The sequence below is a fragment of the Streptomyces sp. NPDC088252 genome, from assembly GCF_044740965.1.
Lineage (GTDB): Bacteria > Actinomycetota > Actinomycetes > Streptomycetales > Streptomycetaceae > Streptomyces.
On sequence record NZ_JBIURS010000020.1, the window covers coordinates 60,456 to 78,059 of the forward strand.

The following is a 17,604-nucleotide window of genomic DNA, read 5'->3' on the forward strand; positions in this document are numbered from 1 at the left end:
GCGAAAGCCCAGATGGGGTGTGCACCGCCACCACTCGGACAGAACCAGCCTCTGCTCGGCCACGGAAGGCCGAGAAGTCATGGCGTCCAGCAGTGATGACGACGATCAGCGACGGAGACATGAGGGTCGGCGCCACCCACAGCAGCGACGACGCGCCGAGCGTGACGGGACCCGCGCGCGATGTCAGTGGGGCGATTCGGCAGCCAGCCCGAAGTCCACGGGGAACAGGGCTATAGGGCGGTGCGGCGGAACGTTCAGAAGAGTCGGCCAGCGGCCTGATGCCGGGTGTTGACAGCGTCAGCAAGCTGGGCCGACGTTCCGGCCGCGTTGGTGATCACGGCAATGGCCGCCCTGGCGTGGCTGAGCCTGCGAGGCTCGTCCGGCGCGTCCGATGATGGCCTCGGTTCGCGGCTCACAGCAAGGGCACCGGGGCCTGGTCGCGCCGCGGCAGACCGAGCACCAGGTGCGTTCAGCTGTGCGATGTGCGCCACCAAATCCGACCACGCGCCCCATCGAATGGCGCAACGGTCGCTGGGACGCGCTCACGCCATGCCGTTCTGCACAGGCTGACTCCGTCGCACCGCGACCGCCCCGCCCTGCCCCGGAATCACGCACGCCCGACCGTTGGCTCGCGGGCTCCCGCGCGCCGCCCGTTCGGCAGGCCGTGCGGCGGCCCGCGTGCTCGCGTGCGTGACACACAGGAAGAACCAGCGGCGCGCGGAAGGCCTCGGGCCGAACCGATGTCCGGGGCCTTCCGCGGTGTGCTGGGGCCGGACGCCGACAGGGCTGCCCCGAGCCGGACCGGCCGGGCCTGCCGTCGGGGCCGGTGCCAGTGGCGCGGGAGAGGCATGTCCGGGCACATGCCGAAGAACCGGACGCCGCGGCCGAGCACGGAGAGGCGACCGGAGGAGGCGGACCAGGTGGCCGCCTCGATCAGGAATCGAGAAGCGCGGGTCACGAAGTCGCACCTAGCATGATCTCCATGGACATCACCATTCACACGAGCGTTCTTCCGCACGACGACCCGGACGCGTCCCTGACCTTCTACCGCGACGTCCTCGGCTTCGAGGTCCGCAGCGATGTCGGACAGGGCAAGATGCGCTGGATCACGGTCGGCCCCGCCGGCCAGCCCGACACGTCCATCCTCCTGGCACCGCCGGCCGTCGACCCCGGGGTCACCGAGGACGAGCGCCGCACCATCACCGAGATGATGGCCAAGGGCACCTACGGCTGGATCCTGCTGGCCACCCGGGACCTCGACGGCACCTTCGAAAGGGTCCGGGCCGGCAACGCCGAGGTCGTCCAGGAGCCGACCGAACAGCCCTATGGCATCCGCGACTGCGCCTTCCGCGACCCCGCGGGCAACCTGGTCCGCATCCAGGAACTCCGCTGAGCCGCCCAACGGCCCCTCCCTCACCGCCGAGCAACTCCTCGGCCTGCCCGATCGGCTCGCCCACCCCAGCAGGCCGTGCACCGCCACCGAGCACCTCGCCACTCACCCCGCCGTGCAGGCCCGGGTGCTCACGGACATCGACGAAGAGGACCTCTCTTCATGTGTCATCTCTCGTAGGGACGCTCACGTACGGCGGCACAACGCCTGAACGACCTCAAGCGACTGCGTCGCGTCCGCGACCGGATCGACCGTGAATACGCGCAGCCACTGAACGTCGAGACGCTCGCCCGCGGCGCGAACATTTCCGACGGGCACCTCAGCCGCCAGTTCCGGCCGGCCTACGGCGAGTCACCGCACGCGTACCTGATGACACGTCGCATCGAGCGTGCGAAAGCGCTGCTGCGCCGCGGCGACCTGAACGTCATCGACGTCTGCCTCGCGGTAGGCCGCACATCCCTGGGCATCTTCGGCACCTGCTTCACCGACCTGACCGGCATGCCACCCAGCACCTGCCGCCGGCGCGCAATGAGCACCGCGGCAGGGGTACCGCCATGCGTGGCAGAACAAGTGACAAGACCGGTCAGGAACCAACCAGCACCGACCGCCGAGCCACAACCGGCTTGACGACCACAGCGTCCACCAACCCGGTCACCCTCCACTCGGACGGCCTCACGACCGACCAGTCACCAGGGCGCGCTCGATCCGCCCGGTCCCCCGGTCGGGTCCCGGCCGAACAGCACGTGCCACCACCAGCAGCGGAACCCGTCGGCTGCCGAGCCCACCGACTCGCGACATCCCGGTGGCAGCCGACCGGGCGTGGCCCCGCCCACCATCCGGTTCACCGATACGCCCGGCCCCGCACATAGGCGATGACGAGGGCAACAGCGGTGACGGTGCACACCAGCATGCCGAGGGCCAGGAAGGCGTAACCCGCTTCGCTGATACCCGGTTCGGAGCTCTGTACCGCAGTCATGCCGTCGCCGATGGAGATCCGGTGGTCCTTGTCCGGGTGGGCGACGATGTAGAGGAACATGGCGGCGACGGCCGCCACGCACGCCACCGCCCCGGCCAGCGGCCAGGCGCCCGCTCTGCCGTACCAGGGGACCTTGGGGACCAGAGCGACATGCGGGCACCGCGTCAGCAGCGCACGCCCCAGCTCAGCAGGACGCTCGGCCATCCCGTCCGCCCGGAGCCGTCGGCCGTCGTCCAAGCCGATCACGCAACGGTGTCCATTCCCCAGCCGGGCTGCGAGGGCGTTCACGGATTCGCCCTCGACGCGGAGCGAGGTGACACGGTCCCAGGACCAGCCCGACACCCCGCGCCGGGACCCGTGGACCAGCCCGCCCTCCCGCACCTCGAAGTACTCCCCCGGCTCACCGCGCACCGCCCGGACGATCTGGGTCACCGCCACACCCACGGCGCCCAGCGCCACACCGAGCAACAGCCCGATCGCCTTGTTGCTGCCGGCCGACCCGTCGCCTGTCGCGGATATGCCCCATACGCCCAGCCAGCCGCTGGGGACGGCTATGAGCAGGGCCCAGCCCGCGTTCACCCACCGCTTCCGGTGGTCGACCGCATGCCGGCTGACCACGGGGCCGAACTCCTCGAAAGCGTTTGCTCCCTCGTCTTCCATCACTGCGCAAGTCAAACACCAGGCGTGTCCGGCCTCAAGATCCAGGCGATACAGTTCGGTTGCTCTCCAGCGGAAGGGCTCGGAGGGCCTCGGGATCACGGGCTGCCGCTCACGCGGCTGGGGGCGCCCCCCTGTCCGGCACCCGGGCGATGAGATCTGCGTGTCCGATCGGCCCACGAACGGGTCGGTGGCGAAATCGCGTGCCCGGTGCGCTGGTTGACAAGGTTGTCACGGCGCCGGGCAGATCACTCATGCCGTCCCGGCGGAACAGGGGGTCGAGGCCTTCCCCGACCGCGAACCCAGACGTGCCTGGATCCGGTCGACGTCGGGTACGTCCAGTCGCCTGGCGATCACGAGGGAGAGCGACAGCCAGTCGGAACCGTTGCCCGCCGTGCCCTGCCCCCGCAGACTCCGGTCGAGCCCCTCGAGGGCGAGCATCTCGTCGTACGGCGACTCGATGGCACGTGCCAGTTCGAGTGCCCGCTCATGGCACTCGCGGGCCTCGGACGCGAAGGCGACACCGTCGGCCGCCAGGCAGACCGCGCCGAGGATGTTGAGGGCTTCCGCCTCGCCCCCGCGGTCCTTGAGCTCGCGGCACAGGTCCACGCTCGCGCGAGCATTCTTCATCGCGATGCCGTGGGCGCCGCTCGCCGACTGCGTCTCGGCCAGATGCATGAGGACGTGAGCCTGTCCCATACGACTGCCGAGTTCGTGACAAATGGTGAGGGCTTCGTCGAGGTCGCTCTCGGCCGCTTCGAGTCGTCCCGTGCTGAACCTGACCCGGCCGAGGTACATGAGGGCGTTCGCCTGGCCGAGCCTGGCACCCAAAGCGCGGAACATACCGAGCGCCTGCTCGATGCATTCCGCGGCCTCCTCGTACTCACCCCTCAGCCGCAGTACGTCACCGAGGTCGGCCAGGGCATTGCCCTCGCCGTAGCGGTTGTCGAGGACGCGATAGCTCACGAGGGCCTCACGATGGGCGTCGATGGCCCCCGTGTAGCGTCCGGCAGACTTGTGCAGATCACCGAGAGCCGTGAGGGCGTTCGCCCGGCCGAGGCGGTTTCCCGATGCACCGTGCAGCTCCAGCGCCCGTTCGAGGCTCTCGGCGGCCTCGGCGTAACGCCCGGTCAGTTGCTGCACATGGCCGATGTCGACGAGCACATGAGCCATGCCGCGCGGGTCGCCCACGTCACGGAAGAGCCGCAGCGCCCGCTGATACATGTCGTCGGCCTCCTCATATCTCCCGGTCACACGAAGGACACTCGCCAGATCACCGAACGCGATGGCCTGGCCGTGGCTGTCCGGGAGACCGTCGAAGCGATCCAGCGCCTGCACGAGGTTCGCCTCGGACTGTTCGTACCGGCCCATCACACGATGGATCACCGCCATGTTCCGCAATGCCGTCGCCTGCCCCAGCAGATCCCCGGCGGCGAGAGCGCATTCGAGTGCGGTCCCGTGCAGGGCAAGGGCTTCGCTCCAGTGCCCGTGAGTACGCAGGAACTCCTTCATCGCGGCGGGAAGATGCACGGCGTGAGTGCGGTGGCCGTGGCGCGCCGCGTACTCGACCGCCGCCTGGAGGTTGGCGTACTCGGCGCGCATCCAGGCAGTCGCGCGATCCGCATCGGGAATGTCGGGGATCTCCGGTTGCAGGCTGGTCACATACCGCGGCTCGGGGCTGTTGTAGCGGTTGAAGAAGTGGGCGGCCCGGGTCGCGGCGTGGAGGTAGTAGTCCAACTGCCTCTCCAATGCCTCATGTACGGCATGGGTTCCGGCCTCACACGCGAGCGTACGGGCGTACTCACGGACGAGGTCGTGCATGCGGTAGCGGCCGCGGGTCGTTTCCTCGATGAGGTGATGCTCCTCGATCTCCTCAAGCATGCGGCGGGCGTCCGACACCCCGGTGTCCTGCAGTGCAGCGGCCCCGTAGGCGTCGACGTCGACGCCCGGCTGCATCCCGAGATGCCGGAACAGCTTCTGGCGATCCGCCGGAAGGTCTCGATAGGAGAGCTGAAACGCGGCGGCGACAGAGGTGTGTTCGGTGGAGAGGCCGCTCAGTTGTCCCTTCGGGTCGCTCAGGTCGGCCACCATGTCGGCAGCGGTCCAGGTGGGGTGATGGCGCAGGCGTGCGGCGGTGAGCTGAAGAGCCAGAGGGAGGTAGCCGCACAGTCGGCCGAGTTCGGCGATCGGGAGGTCACCGGCGTCGAGATCGGCTCGTCCGGCCTTCGCGACGAGCAGTTGGACCGCGCGTTCGGGCTGCAGGACTTCCAGGGTGAGCGGCACGACGTCCTCGAGGGCGGTCAGCCTCCGGCGACTGGTTATCAGCACGAGCGAGGAACCGGTGCCGGGCAGAAGAGGCTCGATCTGTTCACTGCTGCAGGCGTCGTCGAGCAGGATGAGCATGCGGCGGTCGGCCAGATCGCTGCGCCACAGACCGGCGCGGGCCTCCAGGCCGCCCGGGATGCGCTGAGGGTCCTCACCGAGGGCGAGCAACAGGGTGGTGAGGGCGTCGGCCGGGTCGACGGGGGGCGTGCCCGGTGTGTGTGCGTGCAGCGGGAGGAAGATCTGGCCGTCGGGGAAGTCCTTGCGCAGACGGTGGGCCGCGTGGACGGCGAACGCTGTCTTGCCCACACCGGGCATGCCGTCGACGGCGTGGATGTTGATCACGCCCGAGGGCCCCTCGGAGCGGCTGCGTACCGCGGCTGTCAGCAGGTGGAGTTCGTCGTCACGGCCGGTGAAGGACGCAATGTCCCGCGGGAGTTCCGTCGGCACGGTCGGGGTGACGGGCGTGCCTCCCGCCGGGGGTTGGGGCGTGCTGCGGCCGGAGTCGTCGAGTATGTGCTGGTAGGCCGCGCGGGCTTCGGGCCCCGGCTCGACACCGAGGTCGTCGACCAGGGTGCGACGCAGCCGGTGGTACACGTCCAGGGCCCCGGCCTGCTGTCCGGTGCGGTGGAGAGCGAGCATCAGCTGGGTGTGGAAGGACTCCCGGAAAGGGAATTCGGCTGCCAGACGGCGGAGTTCGGGCAGAAGGCCGTCGTGCCGGCCGCGCTGCAGCTCCGCGTGGTTCCGCCACTCCAGGGCCTGTAGCCGGGCCTCCTGCCACTCGTCGACGTGGGCGTAGGCCGTCTCCGCGGCGGCGGGCAGGTCGCTCAGAGGAGTGCCGCGCCAGAGACCGAGGGCGGCTTCGGCCTCGCGCGCCACATTGTCCCAGTCGCTCTCCAGGCGTGAAACGCGAGCGGCCTCGACCCTCCGGGTGAAGACATCGACGTCCAGCTCGCCCTCACCGACGTGGAGGAGGATTCCATGACGCGGGGCCTGGACACGAGCCTCCTCCCCCAACGCGCGGCGCAGACGGCTCAGATGGTTGTGCAGGGAAGCGCGGGCGGTGGCCGGTGGCCGCGCGCCCCACAGGACTGTTTCGAGACGGTCGTGGGAGACGACACGGTTCGGCGTGAGCAACAGGACTGCCAGGAGGGTCCGGGCCTTGAGGGACCCCGGTGTCCGGTCGGTCCCGTGCTCGTCGTGGACCGTCAGCGGGCCGAGGAGTCCGAATCTCACGTTGTTCCCCCTTGTTGAGCTCTTCCGGCTGCCACCGGACCGCGTCGCTCCGTCCGCGTGGGCTGCATCGTAGCTCCGCGTCGACGTACTGACGTGGGGTTTCGTCGTGCCCCCACATTCCCGGTCGTGCCCCCGACGTCCCCGGATGAAGGGAGGTTGGCGTTCTGTTGGAGAGCTGTTGATCGGGTGGGCCAGCATGCCGATGTCGATCAGGCATGGACCCGGTCCCGTTGCCGGGAGCGTGCTTGACGGCGGGGTGGGTCCCACTCGTTTGCGCCTCGAAAGGTGTGCACGCATTGCTGCCTCTCTCGTCGTTCACCGATGCGATCGTCGCGACCGTGCTCCTGCGTTCCGCTGCCGCCAAGGCCGTGTCGCCCGGTGTGGCGTCCGCGGCCGTCAGCGAGGCGCTCGGCGGGCGCGCAGTCATTTCGCCGGCAATGGTCCGGGCTGTTTCGGCCTGGGAATCGATCGCCGCCGTCGCACTTCTGACGCCGGCTCTGCGCTGGGCCGCGAGCGCTCTCGTCGCGGTACTCGGTCTGAGCTTCGCCCTGCTGGGAACAGCCGGGTCAGTACGCGGAAGCAAGCAGCCCTGCGGCTGTTTCGGAGCCGAATCCGCGCGTCCGCTGGGCGCGGTGAACACGGTTGTCGGCGCCTTCTTCATCGCGGCTGCGGCCGTTCACGCATTCGGCCCCTCACACATCGACGTATCCGTCCTGACTTTCACCGTGCTGTTGGTGACGATCCTTTCCGGTGGCTGGCTGATCCTGTCGCAGCGCCGGACGGGCTGGGTCGTCGTAAAGAATTTCTTCCGGCGATGGGAATCCGCATCATGATGGTCGTTATGGCGTTCGCACTGCTGATACTGACCGCCGCGGTAGTGCTGCTCTTTGCGATGATGGGCGAGCTCAGTTCCCGTGTCCCCGATCCCGAGGACGGCCGGATCGTCGCCCTGGAGGAGTTCCGGCCCGGCGCCGAGGCGGACGAGTGGCCCGAGCCGCTGTCGGGGCTGGTCGGCGCCCGACGCTCCGCGCTCCTGGTGCTGAGCACCGTGTGCGCGACATGTGCCACGGTGGCCGACGAGATCGGTCACCGTCCTGAACTCGTGGCCCGGAGGCCTGTCGGCACCGTGGTCACGTGCGCGAATGCCGAGGAAGGCGAGAAGTTCGCCGCGGACCACGCGCTGCCCCCGGGCAGCTATGCGATCGACGCGGGCGGCGCCTGGGTGTCGGAGAACTTCGGTGTCGGCAAGAGTCCGTCGGCCCTGGTGTTCAACGGGGGCGTGCTCACCGAGGCCTTCGCGTTCGGCAGGGTCAGCCCACTTCTGGAACGCATCCAGATCGGAACAGCCACGGAGGAAATGGCATGACCGTTTTCAGGAAGAGATCACGTGATGCTCTCGGCGGCGCGGAGAAGGCCCGTGTGGGACGACGGCGGGTGCTGGGCGGTATCGGGGCGAGTGGCCTGATGGCCTCGGCCGCGGTGTTCGCCAGCTCGTCCACGGCGCACGCGGGCAACGCCGACTGCTGCAACCTCGCACACCCGCCGGGGACTTCCGGCTACCTGTCCAACTACACCGACTGCTCGTCCAGGGCCGCGTACATCTGGGGCTGCACCTCCAGTGGCGGCTACCTGCACTGCTACTGCTGCGAGACGGCCGGCAACGCGCAGTCCGCCTACCGCTGCCAGTACAACTGAGCGGGGAGCACACGTGGTGACGTGGTTGGCGATCGCCGGCATGGCGGCGGTCCTTCAAGTCTTCAGCCCTTGAGGCCAGTCCATGGCCGGGGTCGCCGGTCCCATGCTGACCCGCAGCAGATCCGAGGGAACGCGTTTCCTGGCCGGTCTGTTCGCAGGAGAAGTGATCGCCGCAACACTGATGAGTCTGGTGGTCTACGTCATCGGCGCCGGCCTGGCCGTGCTCGTCCCGCACACGGGGCTGCAGGTCGTCATGGCAATGGTGGCTGTGATCCTCGGTGTGGCGGACCTGCTGAACCGCACGCCGCACATCTGGCGACAGGTCCCGCAGTCGCTGGTACGCACCCACCCACCGGGAATGCTGGGTCTTTCGTGGGGTTTCGACCTCGCGTTGCTGTTCACCACCCAGAAGACCACGTCGCTCACCTGGGCGGCGCTGGCCGCGGCGCTGCTGCTGCACCCCTCGTTCTCCTGGCTCTGTCTCGTCGGCATGGCGGTGGTCGGCGTGCTGACGATCGCGTTGCGGAGCATCACCTGGAACTTCGTGCCCCTTTCGGAGTTCGGCGATCGCCTGCAGCCGTGGTTCGTACCGACGCGGCGGGCGGCGGGAGCCCTTCTGGTGGTCGTCGGCATGCTGACGGCGGTCGGAGCATGGTGACGCGGGAAGGGGGGTGTGGACATCTCCGGTGAGCGGTCCGGTGACAAGAAGGGCCAGATATTCGTCACCAGGTTCGAATGCCAGAGTCTGTTCAGGCTGTTGCTCGTGCTCGGGTTGCACGTCAAGGTCAAGCGCGAGGTACGCCGGGCCGCCGAGGGGTTCCTGGGTGGCACGACGCTCGTCCAGTGGCGCCGCAGGACCGTGCTGAGCATCTCGCTGTGGCAGGACCTGGACAGCGTCTATTCCATGGGAAGAGTCGGCCACCACATCGTGGCCTCCCGGATGCCCGCGCGCACGGGGATCCGTACGGCATGCGGTGTGTATCCGTACGCGGGCGACTGGAAGCACGTCATGTTCGGCGCGCCCGCAACCGCCGGCGAACCACTGTTCGCCACCGGTTCCGTGTCCACGACTGGGAAAGGAAGTCCGTCATGAGGAACCACACCCCGACAGACCGGGGGTACGCGTTCATCAAGAGCAATCCCGATGGCACCAAGAACGTCTACGTCGCCATGGGGATCGCGGCCGAAGGCACCCCGGAGGACGTGTTCGCCGTGCACCTGCGGCGTCCGGAAGTCGACGTGGACTCCGCCGTCGAGACCGTCGACACCGGCTCCGTGCGTCGCACCGGCTCGGCCGTGCACGTGTGGGCGGGCCCCGACAGCGTCGTGAGGGTCCGGGCGGCACGTTCCGGACCGGGAACGCTTCTCGGAAGCTGATCCCGGCCCGGCCGGACGTGTGGCGGAGGCGGACGGGAATCGAACCCGCCGGACGGGGGTACCCCGTCCCTCCCGCTTTGAAGGCGGGGAGGCCCACCAGAAACCCTGACGCCTCCGCCACACACCCTAGAGCAAAAGCGGCGGCGCGGCGGCCCGTTCAGGCTTCCGCCCGCTGCCGCGGCCGTGCCACGGAGCGTGGCGCCCTCATCGCGTTGAGCCGCTCACCACGAACGAACCGGATGACATGACACTCACACAGCAACCGTCACACGCCCCCACCCCCGAGCAGGTGCGGCTGACACAGTACGCACGGGGCGGTGGTTGCGCCTGCAAGATTCCGCCCGGTGAGTTGGAGAACGCGGTTTCCGCCCTTTCCCGCTCCCAACCCGTCTCGTCCGCACACGAGTTGCTGGTCGGCCTCGACACCGGCGACGACGGAGCCGTGGTGCGTCTGACCGGGGACTCGGCGCTGATCCTGACCACCGATTTCTTCACCCCGGTCGTCGACAGCGCCTATGACTGGGGGCGCATCGCCGCAGCGAACGCCCTGTCCGACGTGTACGCCATGGGCGGCGCCCCGCTCCTCGCGGTGAACCTGCTGGCCTGGCCCCGCGACGTTCTTCCGCTGGAGCTCTCCGCGGAGGTGCTGCGCGGTGGCATGGACACGGCTCGTGAGGCGGGCTGCCATCTCGCGGGCGGTCACAGCGTCGATGACGCCGAGCCCAAGTACGGCCTCGCCGTGACAGGCATCGCCGACGCGCGGCGTCTGCTGCGCAACGACACCGGACGGGCCGGTGTCCCGCTCTCGCTGACCAAGCCGCTCGGCATCGGAGTGCTGAACACCCGTCACAAGGCAACCGGCCAAACCTTCCCCCAGGCCATCGACACCATGACGCGCCTCAACCACGAGGCCTCGCAGGCCGCGCTTGCCGCGGGCATCACCTGTGCCACAGACGTCACCGGGTTCGGACTGCTCGGTCACCTCTACAAGATGGCCCGGGCCAGCGGTGTCAGCGCACTCCTGGACCCGTCCGCCGTCGCCTACCTCGACGGGGCCAGGGAAGCGGCACGGGATGGGTACGTGAGCAACGGCACCCGACGCAATCTCGCCTGGACGGACCCGCACACCACCTGGGGGGACGTACCCGAGACCGAACGCCTCCTGCTCGCCGACGCCCAGACCTCCGGCGGCCTGCTGGTCGCCGGTGAGATCCCGGGCGCCCCGGTCATCGGGGAACTCGTGCCCGCCCGCGAACACACGCTGATCATCGGCTGAGCCGGCATGAACCCGCAGAAGAGCGCCGACCGGCGCAGCGCCATCCCCCGTACCGACACGCTCCTGGCCGACCCGCGGCTCGTCCGGGCCGCCGACCGGATCGGCCGGCCCCGGGTGCGCGGCCTGGTCCGGGACGCCCAGCAGCACGCCAGGAACGGTGATCTGCTGCCGGAACAGGTCCTCTCCCACGTCCTGGCAGCACTGCCCACGGGCCCGACCACGCTGCGGCCCGTCATCAACGCCACCGGTGTGGTCGTCCACACCAACCTGGGAAGGGCCCCGCTGTCCCCCGCGGCGGTCGAGGCAATGACCCTGGCCAGCGGGTACACCGACGTCGAGTACGACCTCGCCGACGGAACACGGGCCCGGCGGGGCCGTGGGACCGTCGACGCCCTCCTGGACGCGGTGCCCGCAGCAGAGGACGCACACGTCACCACGAACGGCGCGGCAGCGCTCGTGCTCATCGCGACCGCCCTCGCCCAGGGCCGCGAGATCATCGTCAGCCGGGGCGAACTCGTCGAGATCGGCGACGGGTTCCGTCTGCCGGACCTACTGACGAGCACCGGTGCCCGGCTGAGAGAGGTCGGCACGACCAACAGGACCCACCTCGCCGACTACGCCGCCGCGGTCGGCCCCGACACCGGGTTCGTCCTCAAGATCCACCCCTCCAACTTCCTCACACTCGGCTTCACTTCGTCCGTCTCCGTGCGGGAACTCAGCGGTCTCGGCGTGCCGGTCGTGGCCGACATCGGCTCCGGTCTCCTGCACGCCGACCCGGCCCTCCCCGACGAGCCCGACGCGACGCAGTGGCTCGGCGCGGGTGCGGACCTCGTGACGGCCAGCGGGGACAAGCTCCTCGGTGGGCCGCAGGCCGGCATCGTCCTCGGACGCCGTGACCTGGTCACGGTCGTCCGCCGACACCCGCTCGCCCGCGCCGTGCGTGTCGGCAAGCTCACTCTCGCCGCACTCGAAGCCACGCTCCGCACACCGCAGACACGCGTCGACCAGGCCCTGCACGCCACCCCGGAGTCACAGGAAGCGAGAGTGCGGGCGCTGGTTGCGCGGCTGCGCGACGCCGATGTGGACGCAACGGCCGTGCCCTGTGCCGGCGCGGTCGGCGGCGGAGGCGCACCGGGAGTGGAACTGCCCGGATGGGCGGTGCGGCTGGCCCCGTCGTTCGCCGCCGCGCTGCGTACCGGTGACCCCAGTGTCGTGGGCCGTCTCGACCGGGGCTTCTGCCTCCTCGACCTGCGCTGCGTCCCGCCGGACGCGGATCCCTCGGTTGCGGCGGCCGTTCTCGCGGTGTCCCGCCGGCTGGACGGTTCGCCGTGCACGTGATGGCCACCGCGGGGCACGTGGATCACGGCAAATCCACCCTCGTACGCGCATTGACGGGAATGGAACCGGACCGATGGGCCGAGGAACAGCGGCGCGGCATGACCATCGACCTGGGATTCGCCTGGACACAGCTGCCGTCCGGAGTGACGGCGGCCTTCGTCGACGTCCCCGGTCACCACCGCTTCATCACCAACATGCTGGCCGGGATCGGCCCTGTGCCCGCCGCCCTCCTCGTCATCGCGGCGGACGAGGGCTGGTGCAGGCAGACCGAGGAGCACGTGGCGGCGCTGACGGCCCTGAACGTGCGTCACGGTCTGCTCGCCGTGACCCGCACCGACCTCGCCGACCCGGAAACAGCCGTCGCCGAAGCACGCGACCGGCTCGCCGGTACGCCGCTGGAGAACATCGAGGCCGTAGCCGTCCACGCTCCATCGGGCCGTGGCATCGACCGGCTCAGGACCGCGCTGGACCGCCTCGTCCACTCCCTTCCCGCAGCCGACACCGAAGGGCCGACCCGGCTGTGGATCGACCGTGCCTTCACCGTCCGTGGCGCAGGCACGGTCGTGACCGGAACCCTCGCCACCGGGCGGATCGAGCGCGGCGACGAACTCGTGTTGGCACCCTCCGGCACACAGGTGCGGATACGGGGTCTTCAAAGCCTCAAGGAAACCGTGACCGGCGCCGGGGCGGTTGCCAGGCTGGCGGTCAACCTCCGGGGCACGGCGCTCGAGAACGTGGCCCGAGGGCACGCCCTGATCGGTCCCGGGGAGTGGGCCCAGGTGTCCAGGATCGACGTGCGGCTCCACCACGTGCGGGAGATCCGAACCCACCACCTGGTTCTGCATCTGGGATCCGCGGCCGTCCCCGCCCGGCTCCGCCCGTTGGGCCGGGAGACCGGCCGGCTCACGCTCGCGCAACCGCTCCCCCTGCATGTCGGGGAGCGTGTCCTGCTGCGCGACCCCGGTATGCACCGGATCGTCGCCGGAGCGACGATCCTCGACACGAGGCCCACGCCACTGCGTCGCCGCGGCGCGGCAACCGCGCGTGCCGTGGAACTCTCGTCACTGCCACAAGCCCCCGACTGCGCGCGGTACATGCGGCTGCACCACTGCGCCAGGCGGTCCGATCTGCTGGAAGCCGGTCTGCTGCGGCCCGGTGTCGAGCCTCCCTCGACGACAAGGAGAGTCGGGGACTGGGTGATCCACAACAGCCTCTGGGAGTCGTGGCGGACGGAGCTGATGCGGGTCGTCGACGCATGGGCGGAGCGTCACCCGCTCGCACCCGGGATGCCACGGGCGGCGGCTGCCCGTATGGTCGGTCTTCCCGACTCACGGCTGCTGGGGCCCCTGATCGGCGCAACGGTCCTCGTCAGTGACGCCACGGGCGTTCGGCGTCCGGGTTCGGGTGGCGCTCTCCCCGAGGCCGTGCTGAGCGCCGTCGGAAAGGTGCGTGAGCGGCTGGAGAGCGCCCCCTTCGCCCCGCCGTCCGTTCCCGAACTGCAGGCGCTCGGACTCACCCGGAAGCACCTGTCGGCGGCCGAGCAGAACGGTCTCCTCCTGCGGATCACCGACGACGTATGTCTGCTGCCCGACGCTGCCCGGACCGCGGTGAGCCGCCTCGCTGCTCTGCCTCAGCCCTTCACCGTGAGCCAGGGGCGCGCCTGCCTCGGTACGAGCCGCAGAGTCGCGGTCCCGCTGTTCGAGTACCTCGACCGGCTGGGACTCACCGTCCGTACGAACGCCCAGGAGCGGCGGCTGCGCACCGGAGGGCCGACGGCCTTCGGACCGGACGGATCCGACCGGTGAGGGACCTCGGGCGTGAGCCGTTCCCGATCCGAAACGCTCAGTACCGGGGCCGCCGTCACGCTCGTGATCAGGCCTCTCCGCGGGAAAATACCGCCCCGCCCCGAGGTCCTTCCGACGCCCGGGACACCTTCGCCGCGGCCGGACCTGGCCACTGCGCCACCCGGACCTCGCGCCGGTCCCGTCCTCGCGCGTCCGGTCATCGGGATGCGTCGGTCGGCTGTGCGGGACACCATGGGGGAATGGCGACAGCACCCATCACCGTCCATGCCCCGACCCCGTCCGGCGGGCGTCCCGTGACGGTGCACATCAACAACCGTGAGGAGAGACTCGGCCTCGCTCACAGCGACCACGATCTCGTCGTCTTTCTCGCCGATGCCGGAATGGCGGATCCGGAACGGATCCTCGACAACCCCGCCGTGGTCCGGTGGACGGGCGCCGAGGCCCATCGGTACGAGTCCCCCGCGTAGCGGTCCGACCCCGGCCGAGCACCGACCGAACGGTCCCGGTCCGCTACGGCACCTTCCCGAGGTCGAGCAGGCCGGGCGGGCTCTCCCGCGTCCACAGGCCCGGCGAATCGTGACAGGAAGCCTCGGCTTCGGCTGGACGGCGAGTCAGGGGCTGTTCAGCCGGGACGCGATGCCCGCCGGCGCCGCTCTACCGGTCATGTACCGGGACGGAGTGGCCCTCGGAGTAGTCATTGACCCATCCACACCCTGCGCAGGCGTAGCGGCCGTCGAGTCCCGCGATGTGGGTGCCGCAGCGGGAGCAGTCCATGTAGGTGATGACTGGCCGGTGCGCGGGTAACCGGTCACCGGAGCGGCTTCGAGCTGTAGGGCGTTCGTCAGCCATGGTCCGAGGCTACCGAAGCAGCGGCACCCCTGACCCCGCCCGCCCCGTGACCGCGCGGTGCCCGCCGGACGGGCCCGTGCGGGACCGGACGGGGCCCTTTGGCGTGGGCCGTCCGCTCGATCCGTCCGGCGACGCGGACCGTGCGTCGAAGGCGCTGCGGAAGGTGTCGGAGGCCGGGGCCACTCCGGTCAGTGTGTCGCTGGCCGCCGAGTCCGCGAGCCACTACGTCGAACAGTTGGAGGCGCTCGCCGGGATCGCCGACCTGTCCGGCCGGCCCGGCACGACGTCGGCCCGGGAGGGACGGGCATGACCGAGGACCGGCCGGCCGCCGTCGAGGCGCGCCTGAGGCGGCTTGAGGACGAACGCGACATCGCCCGGACGACAGCCGCGCACGGGCCGCTGGTAGACGGCGGTGGCGCGGACGGTGTCGCCGCGCTCTGGGCTCCTGACGGTGTCTACGACATCGACGAGATCTTTCTCGCGGGCCGGGAGCGGATCCGCGAGATGGTGCGGTCCCCCGCACATCAGGGCTGGATCCGGCAGGGGTGCGCACACGTCGTGGTGGCCGACGCACATCACGGTCGACGGCGACGAGGCGGTCGCGGTGTGCCACTCGCTGATGGTGGTGCACGAGGAGGGCAGGTACGTGGTGCGCCGAGCCACCACCAACCACTGGCGGCTGAGCCGCACGGATTCCGGCTGGCACGTGGTCACCCGGACGAACCGGATTCTGGACGGCCGCCCCGAGGCTCCCGCTCTGCTGGCGGGCGGGGCGCGCGGCGAGTCGGCCCGCGGCTGAGGAGACGGCGCGGCGGTGCGGTGGCACACCACCGCCCCGCCGCGGTGCGTCGCGGTGCGGCGTCAGCGGGCGCCGTACACCGGCTGGGGCGTCTCGGACGCGGCGAGCAGCTCGGCCGCCGCCGCCCCGGCCTCGGCCGGGCTCCAGCGGGCGCCCTTGTCGACGGTGGGGCCCGGCCGCCAGCCCTCCATCACGGTGATCCGGCCGGCCTCGGCCTCGAAGACCCGGCCGGTCACCCCGGCGCATGCCGCCGATCCCAGCCAGACGACGAGCGGCGACACGTTCTCCGGGGCCATCGCGTCGAATCCACCGCCTCCGGGCGCCGCCATGGACTCGGCGAAGGTCTGCTCGGTCATCCGGGTGCGGGCGGCCGGGGCGATCGCGTTGACCTGGACCCCGTAACGGCCCATCTCTGCGGCGGCCACCAGTGTCAGGCCGACGATTCCCGCCTTTGCCGCGGAGTAGTTGCCCTGGCCGACACTGCCCGACAGCCCTGCCCCCGAGCTGGTGTTGACCACACGGGCCTCGGGGAGCCGGCCGACCCTGGCCTCGGCGCGCCAGTGCGCCGCCGCGTGCTTGAGCGGCAGGAAATGCCCTTTGAGGTGGACGCGCATCACCGCGTCCCAGTCGTCCTCGTCCAGGTTCACGAGCATCCGGTCGCGGAGGAATCCGGCGTTGTTGACGAGGGTGTCGAGGCGGCCGAAGGAGTCGAGCGCGGTGGCGACGAGGGAGGCCGCGCCGTCGGTGGTGGCGATGTCGCCGCTGTGCGCGACGGCTTCACCGCCGGACGCACGGATCTCCTCGACGACCTGCTGCGCGGGACCGCTGCCCGCTCCGGAGCCGTCGAGGTCCACGCCGAGGTCGTTGACGACGACCCTGGCGCCCTCGGCGGCGAGGGCCAGGGCATGTGCGCGGCCGAGTCCGCGGCCGGCGCCGGTGACGACGGCGACGCGGCCGGCGCACAGGGCGGTCGGTGTGGTCATGTCGGGTGTCCTTCCGGTTGGGGCGGGAGCGGGGCGGCCGTACCGCTCAGTGGCATGACTCTCTCCCGTGGCTTCCGCATCACTGCTACGTTCTACCTAACAAACATTTGGTGGAAAGGTAGCTGATCTGCTCATGGGTGTCTCCACCTCCGCCCCGGAAGAGGGCATCGCGGTCGTCACCGTGGACTTCCCCCCGGTCAACGCCCTCCCCGTGCAAGGCTGGTACGAGCTGGCCGCCGCAGTGCGCGCCGCCGGAGCCGACCCGAAGGTCCGGTGCGTGGTGCTCACCGCCGAGGGCCGCGGCTTCAACGCGGGCGTGGACATCAAGGAGATGCAGCGCACGGCCGGGCACGAGGCGCTGATCGGCGCCAACCGGGGCTGCTACGAGGCGTTCGCCGCGGTCTACGAGTGCGAGGTTCCCGTGGTCGCCGCCGTGCACGGCTTCTGCCTGGGCGGCGGCATCGGCCTGGTGGGCAACGCGGACGCCGTCGTGGCCAGCGACGACGCTGCCTTCGGCCTCCCGGAGCTGGACCGCGGCGCACTCGGCGCGGCCACACACCTCGCACGACTCGTCCCCCAGCACCTGATGCGGATCCTGTACTACACCTCGCGCACGGCGACGGCCGAGGAGCTGCACCGGCACGGCTCGGTGTGGCGGGTGGTCCCGCGCGACGGTCTCGCGGAGGCCGCCCTCGAACTCGCTCGTGAGATCGCCGCCAAGGACGGCAGTCTGATCCGGCTGGCCAAGGCCGCCATCAACGGCATCGACCCGGTCGACGTACGCCGCAGCTACCGGTTCGAGCAGGGCTTCACCTTCGAGGCCAATCTCAGCGGCGTCGCCGACCGCGTGCGCGACACCTTCGGCACGGACAAGGAGCAGCAGGCGTGACACAGGACAAGA

General features: G+C 70.3%; 18 protein-coding genes, 1 tRNA gene and 1 pseudogene. 16 read left to right on the forward strand and 4 right to left on the reverse strand.

The annotated features are described in order from the left end of the window. Positions 1-982: 982 nt before the first annotated feature. The gene (locus ACIOHC_RS31985) at positions 983-1,393 is read left to right on the forward strand and encodes a VOC family protein (protein WP_351081266.1); all 411 of its coding nucleotides are present in this window, start codon (positions 983-985) and stop codon (positions 1,391-1,393) included. A 204-nt stretch (positions 1,394-1,597) separates the two neighbouring features. Then, a complete protein-coding gene (locus ACIOHC_RS31990; RefSeq protein ID WP_365691917.1) occupies positions 1,598-2,017 on the forward strand; it encodes an AraC family transcriptional regulator in 420 nt (139 codons plus the stop codon). A 214-nt stretch (positions 2,018-2,231) separates the two neighbouring features. On the opposite strand, the gene ACIOHC_RS31995 is transcribed toward ACIOHC_RS31990, so the two are convergent. After that, a complete protein-coding gene (locus tag ACIOHC_RS31995) occupies positions 2,232-2,984 on the reverse strand; it encodes a hypothetical protein (RefSeq protein WP_351081268.1) in 753 nt (250 codons plus the stop codon). Positions 2,985-3,275: 291 nt separating this feature from the next. Continuing rightward, positions 3,276-6,581: a BTAD domain-containing putative transcriptional regulator gene (locus tag ACIOHC_RS32000; RefSeq protein WP_401845024.1), complete on the reverse strand. Its 3,306-nt coding sequence runs from the start codon at positions 6,579-6,581 to the stop codon at positions 3,276-3,278. A 296-nt stretch (positions 6,582-6,877) separates the two neighbouring features. Between ACIOHC_RS32000 and ACIOHC_RS32005 the strand changes: the two genes are divergently transcribed. The 6 genes from ACIOHC_RS32005 to ACIOHC_RS32030 all read left to right on the forward strand — a co-directional run bounded on the left by ACIOHC_RS32005 (position 6,878) and on the right by ACIOHC_RS32030 (position 9,653). Continuing rightward, positions 6,878-7,414: a MauE/DoxX family redox-associated membrane protein gene (locus ACIOHC_RS32005; protein ID WP_351081272.1), complete on the forward strand. Its 537-nt coding sequence runs from the start codon at positions 6,878-6,880 to the stop codon at positions 7,412-7,414. An 8-nt stretch (positions 7,415-7,422) separates the two neighbouring features. Next, complete coding sequence (locus tag ACIOHC_RS32010) at positions 7,423-7,947, forward strand: hypothetical protein (protein WP_351081274.1); 525 nt, start codon at positions 7,423-7,425, stop codon at positions 7,945-7,947. Continuing rightward, positions 7,944-8,276, forward strand: coding sequence for a hypothetical protein (locus ACIOHC_RS32015; protein WP_351081276.1), 333 nt, complete (start codon positions 7,944-7,946; stop codon positions 8,274-8,276). Before ACIOHC_RS32010 ends, ACIOHC_RS32015 begins: the two co-directional genes overlap by 4 nt. A 163-nt stretch (positions 8,277-8,439) precedes the next feature. Beyond that, complete coding sequence (locus ACIOHC_RS32020) at positions 8,440-8,934, forward strand: hypothetical protein (protein WP_401845027.1); 495 nt, start codon at positions 8,440-8,442, stop codon at positions 8,932-8,934. A 15-nt stretch (positions 8,935-8,949) separates the two neighbouring features. Further along, complete coding sequence (locus tag ACIOHC_RS32025) at positions 8,950-9,369, forward strand: hypothetical protein (RefSeq protein ID WP_351081280.1); 420 nt, start codon at positions 8,950-8,952, stop codon at positions 9,367-9,369. Next, positions 9,366-9,653, forward strand: coding sequence for a hypothetical protein (locus ACIOHC_RS32030; RefSeq protein ID WP_351081282.1), 288 nt, complete (start codon positions 9,366-9,368; stop codon positions 9,651-9,653). The genes ACIOHC_RS32025 and ACIOHC_RS32030 overlap by 4 nt, the downstream gene beginning before the upstream one ends. Positions 9,654-9,673: 20 nt before the next feature. Here the strand turns inward: ACIOHC_RS32030 and ACIOHC_RS32035 are convergent. Continuing rightward, positions 9,674-9,769: transfer RNA gene (locus ACIOHC_RS32035), tRNA-Sec, on the reverse strand. 128 nt (positions 9,770-9,897) lie between these two features. On the opposite strand from ACIOHC_RS32035, the gene selD reads away from it, so the two are divergent. The 7 genes and pseudogenes from selD (at position 9,898) to ACIOHC_RS32070 (ending at position 15,720) form a co-directional block, all read left to right on the forward strand. Continuing rightward, positions 9,898-10,929, forward strand: coding sequence for a selenide, water dikinase SelD (gene selD / locus ACIOHC_RS32040; RefSeq protein ID WP_365691905.1), 1,032 nt, complete (start codon positions 9,898-9,900; stop codon positions 10,927-10,929). A 6-nt stretch (positions 10,930-10,935) separates the two neighbouring features. Further along, on the forward strand, positions 10,936-12,267 hold the full coding sequence (gene selA, locus ACIOHC_RS32045) for an L-seryl-tRNA(Sec) selenium transferase (RefSeq protein ID WP_351081286.1): 1,332 nt from the start codon (positions 10,936-10,938) through the stop codon (positions 12,265-12,267). Next, complete coding sequence (selB, locus tag ACIOHC_RS32050; protein ID WP_365691906.1) at positions 12,267-14,072, forward strand: selenocysteine-specific translation elongation factor; 1,806 nt, start codon at positions 12,267-12,269, stop codon at positions 14,070-14,072. The genes selA and selB overlap by 1 nt, the downstream gene beginning before the upstream one ends. A 239-nt stretch (positions 14,073-14,311) precedes the next feature. Continuing rightward, positions 14,312-14,539 carry a hypothetical protein gene (locus ACIOHC_RS32055; protein ID WP_351081290.1) on the forward strand — a complete coding sequence of 76 codons (228 nt, stop codon included), beginning with the start codon at positions 14,312-14,314 and terminating at the stop codon, positions 14,537-14,539. Positions 14,540-15,024: 485 nt separating this feature from the next. After that, entirely contained in the window at positions 15,025-15,231 is a 207-nt protein-coding gene (locus ACIOHC_RS32060) for a hypothetical protein (protein WP_401845031.1), read from the forward strand. Next, positions 15,228-15,422 (forward strand): annotated as a pseudogene (locus tag ACIOHC_RS32065) (nuclear transport factor 2 family protein); the annotation flags it as partial. The gene ACIOHC_RS32060 and the pseudogene ACIOHC_RS32065, both read left to right, overlap by 4 nt. Positions 15,423-15,540: 118 nt before the next feature. Next, a complete protein-coding gene (locus ACIOHC_RS32070) occupies positions 15,541-15,720 on the forward strand; it encodes a hypothetical protein (protein WP_351081340.1) in 180 nt (59 codons plus the stop codon). Positions 15,721-15,782: 62 nt separating this feature from the next. Here the strand turns inward: ACIOHC_RS32070 and ACIOHC_RS32075 are convergent, their stop codons facing one another. After that, the gene (locus ACIOHC_RS32075) at positions 15,783-16,703 is read right to left on the reverse strand and encodes an SDR family oxidoreductase (protein ID WP_401845033.1); all 921 of its coding nucleotides are present in this window, start codon (positions 16,701-16,703) and stop codon (positions 15,783-15,785) included. A 133-nt stretch (positions 16,704-16,836) separates the two neighbouring features. On the opposite strand from ACIOHC_RS32075, the gene ACIOHC_RS32080 reads away from it, so the two are divergent. Continuing rightward, positions 16,837-17,592, forward strand: coding sequence for an enoyl-CoA hydratase family protein (locus tag ACIOHC_RS32080; RefSeq protein ID WP_351081298.1), 756 nt, complete (start codon positions 16,837-16,839; stop codon positions 17,590-17,592). Positions 17,593-17,604: the final 12 nt, after the last annotated feature.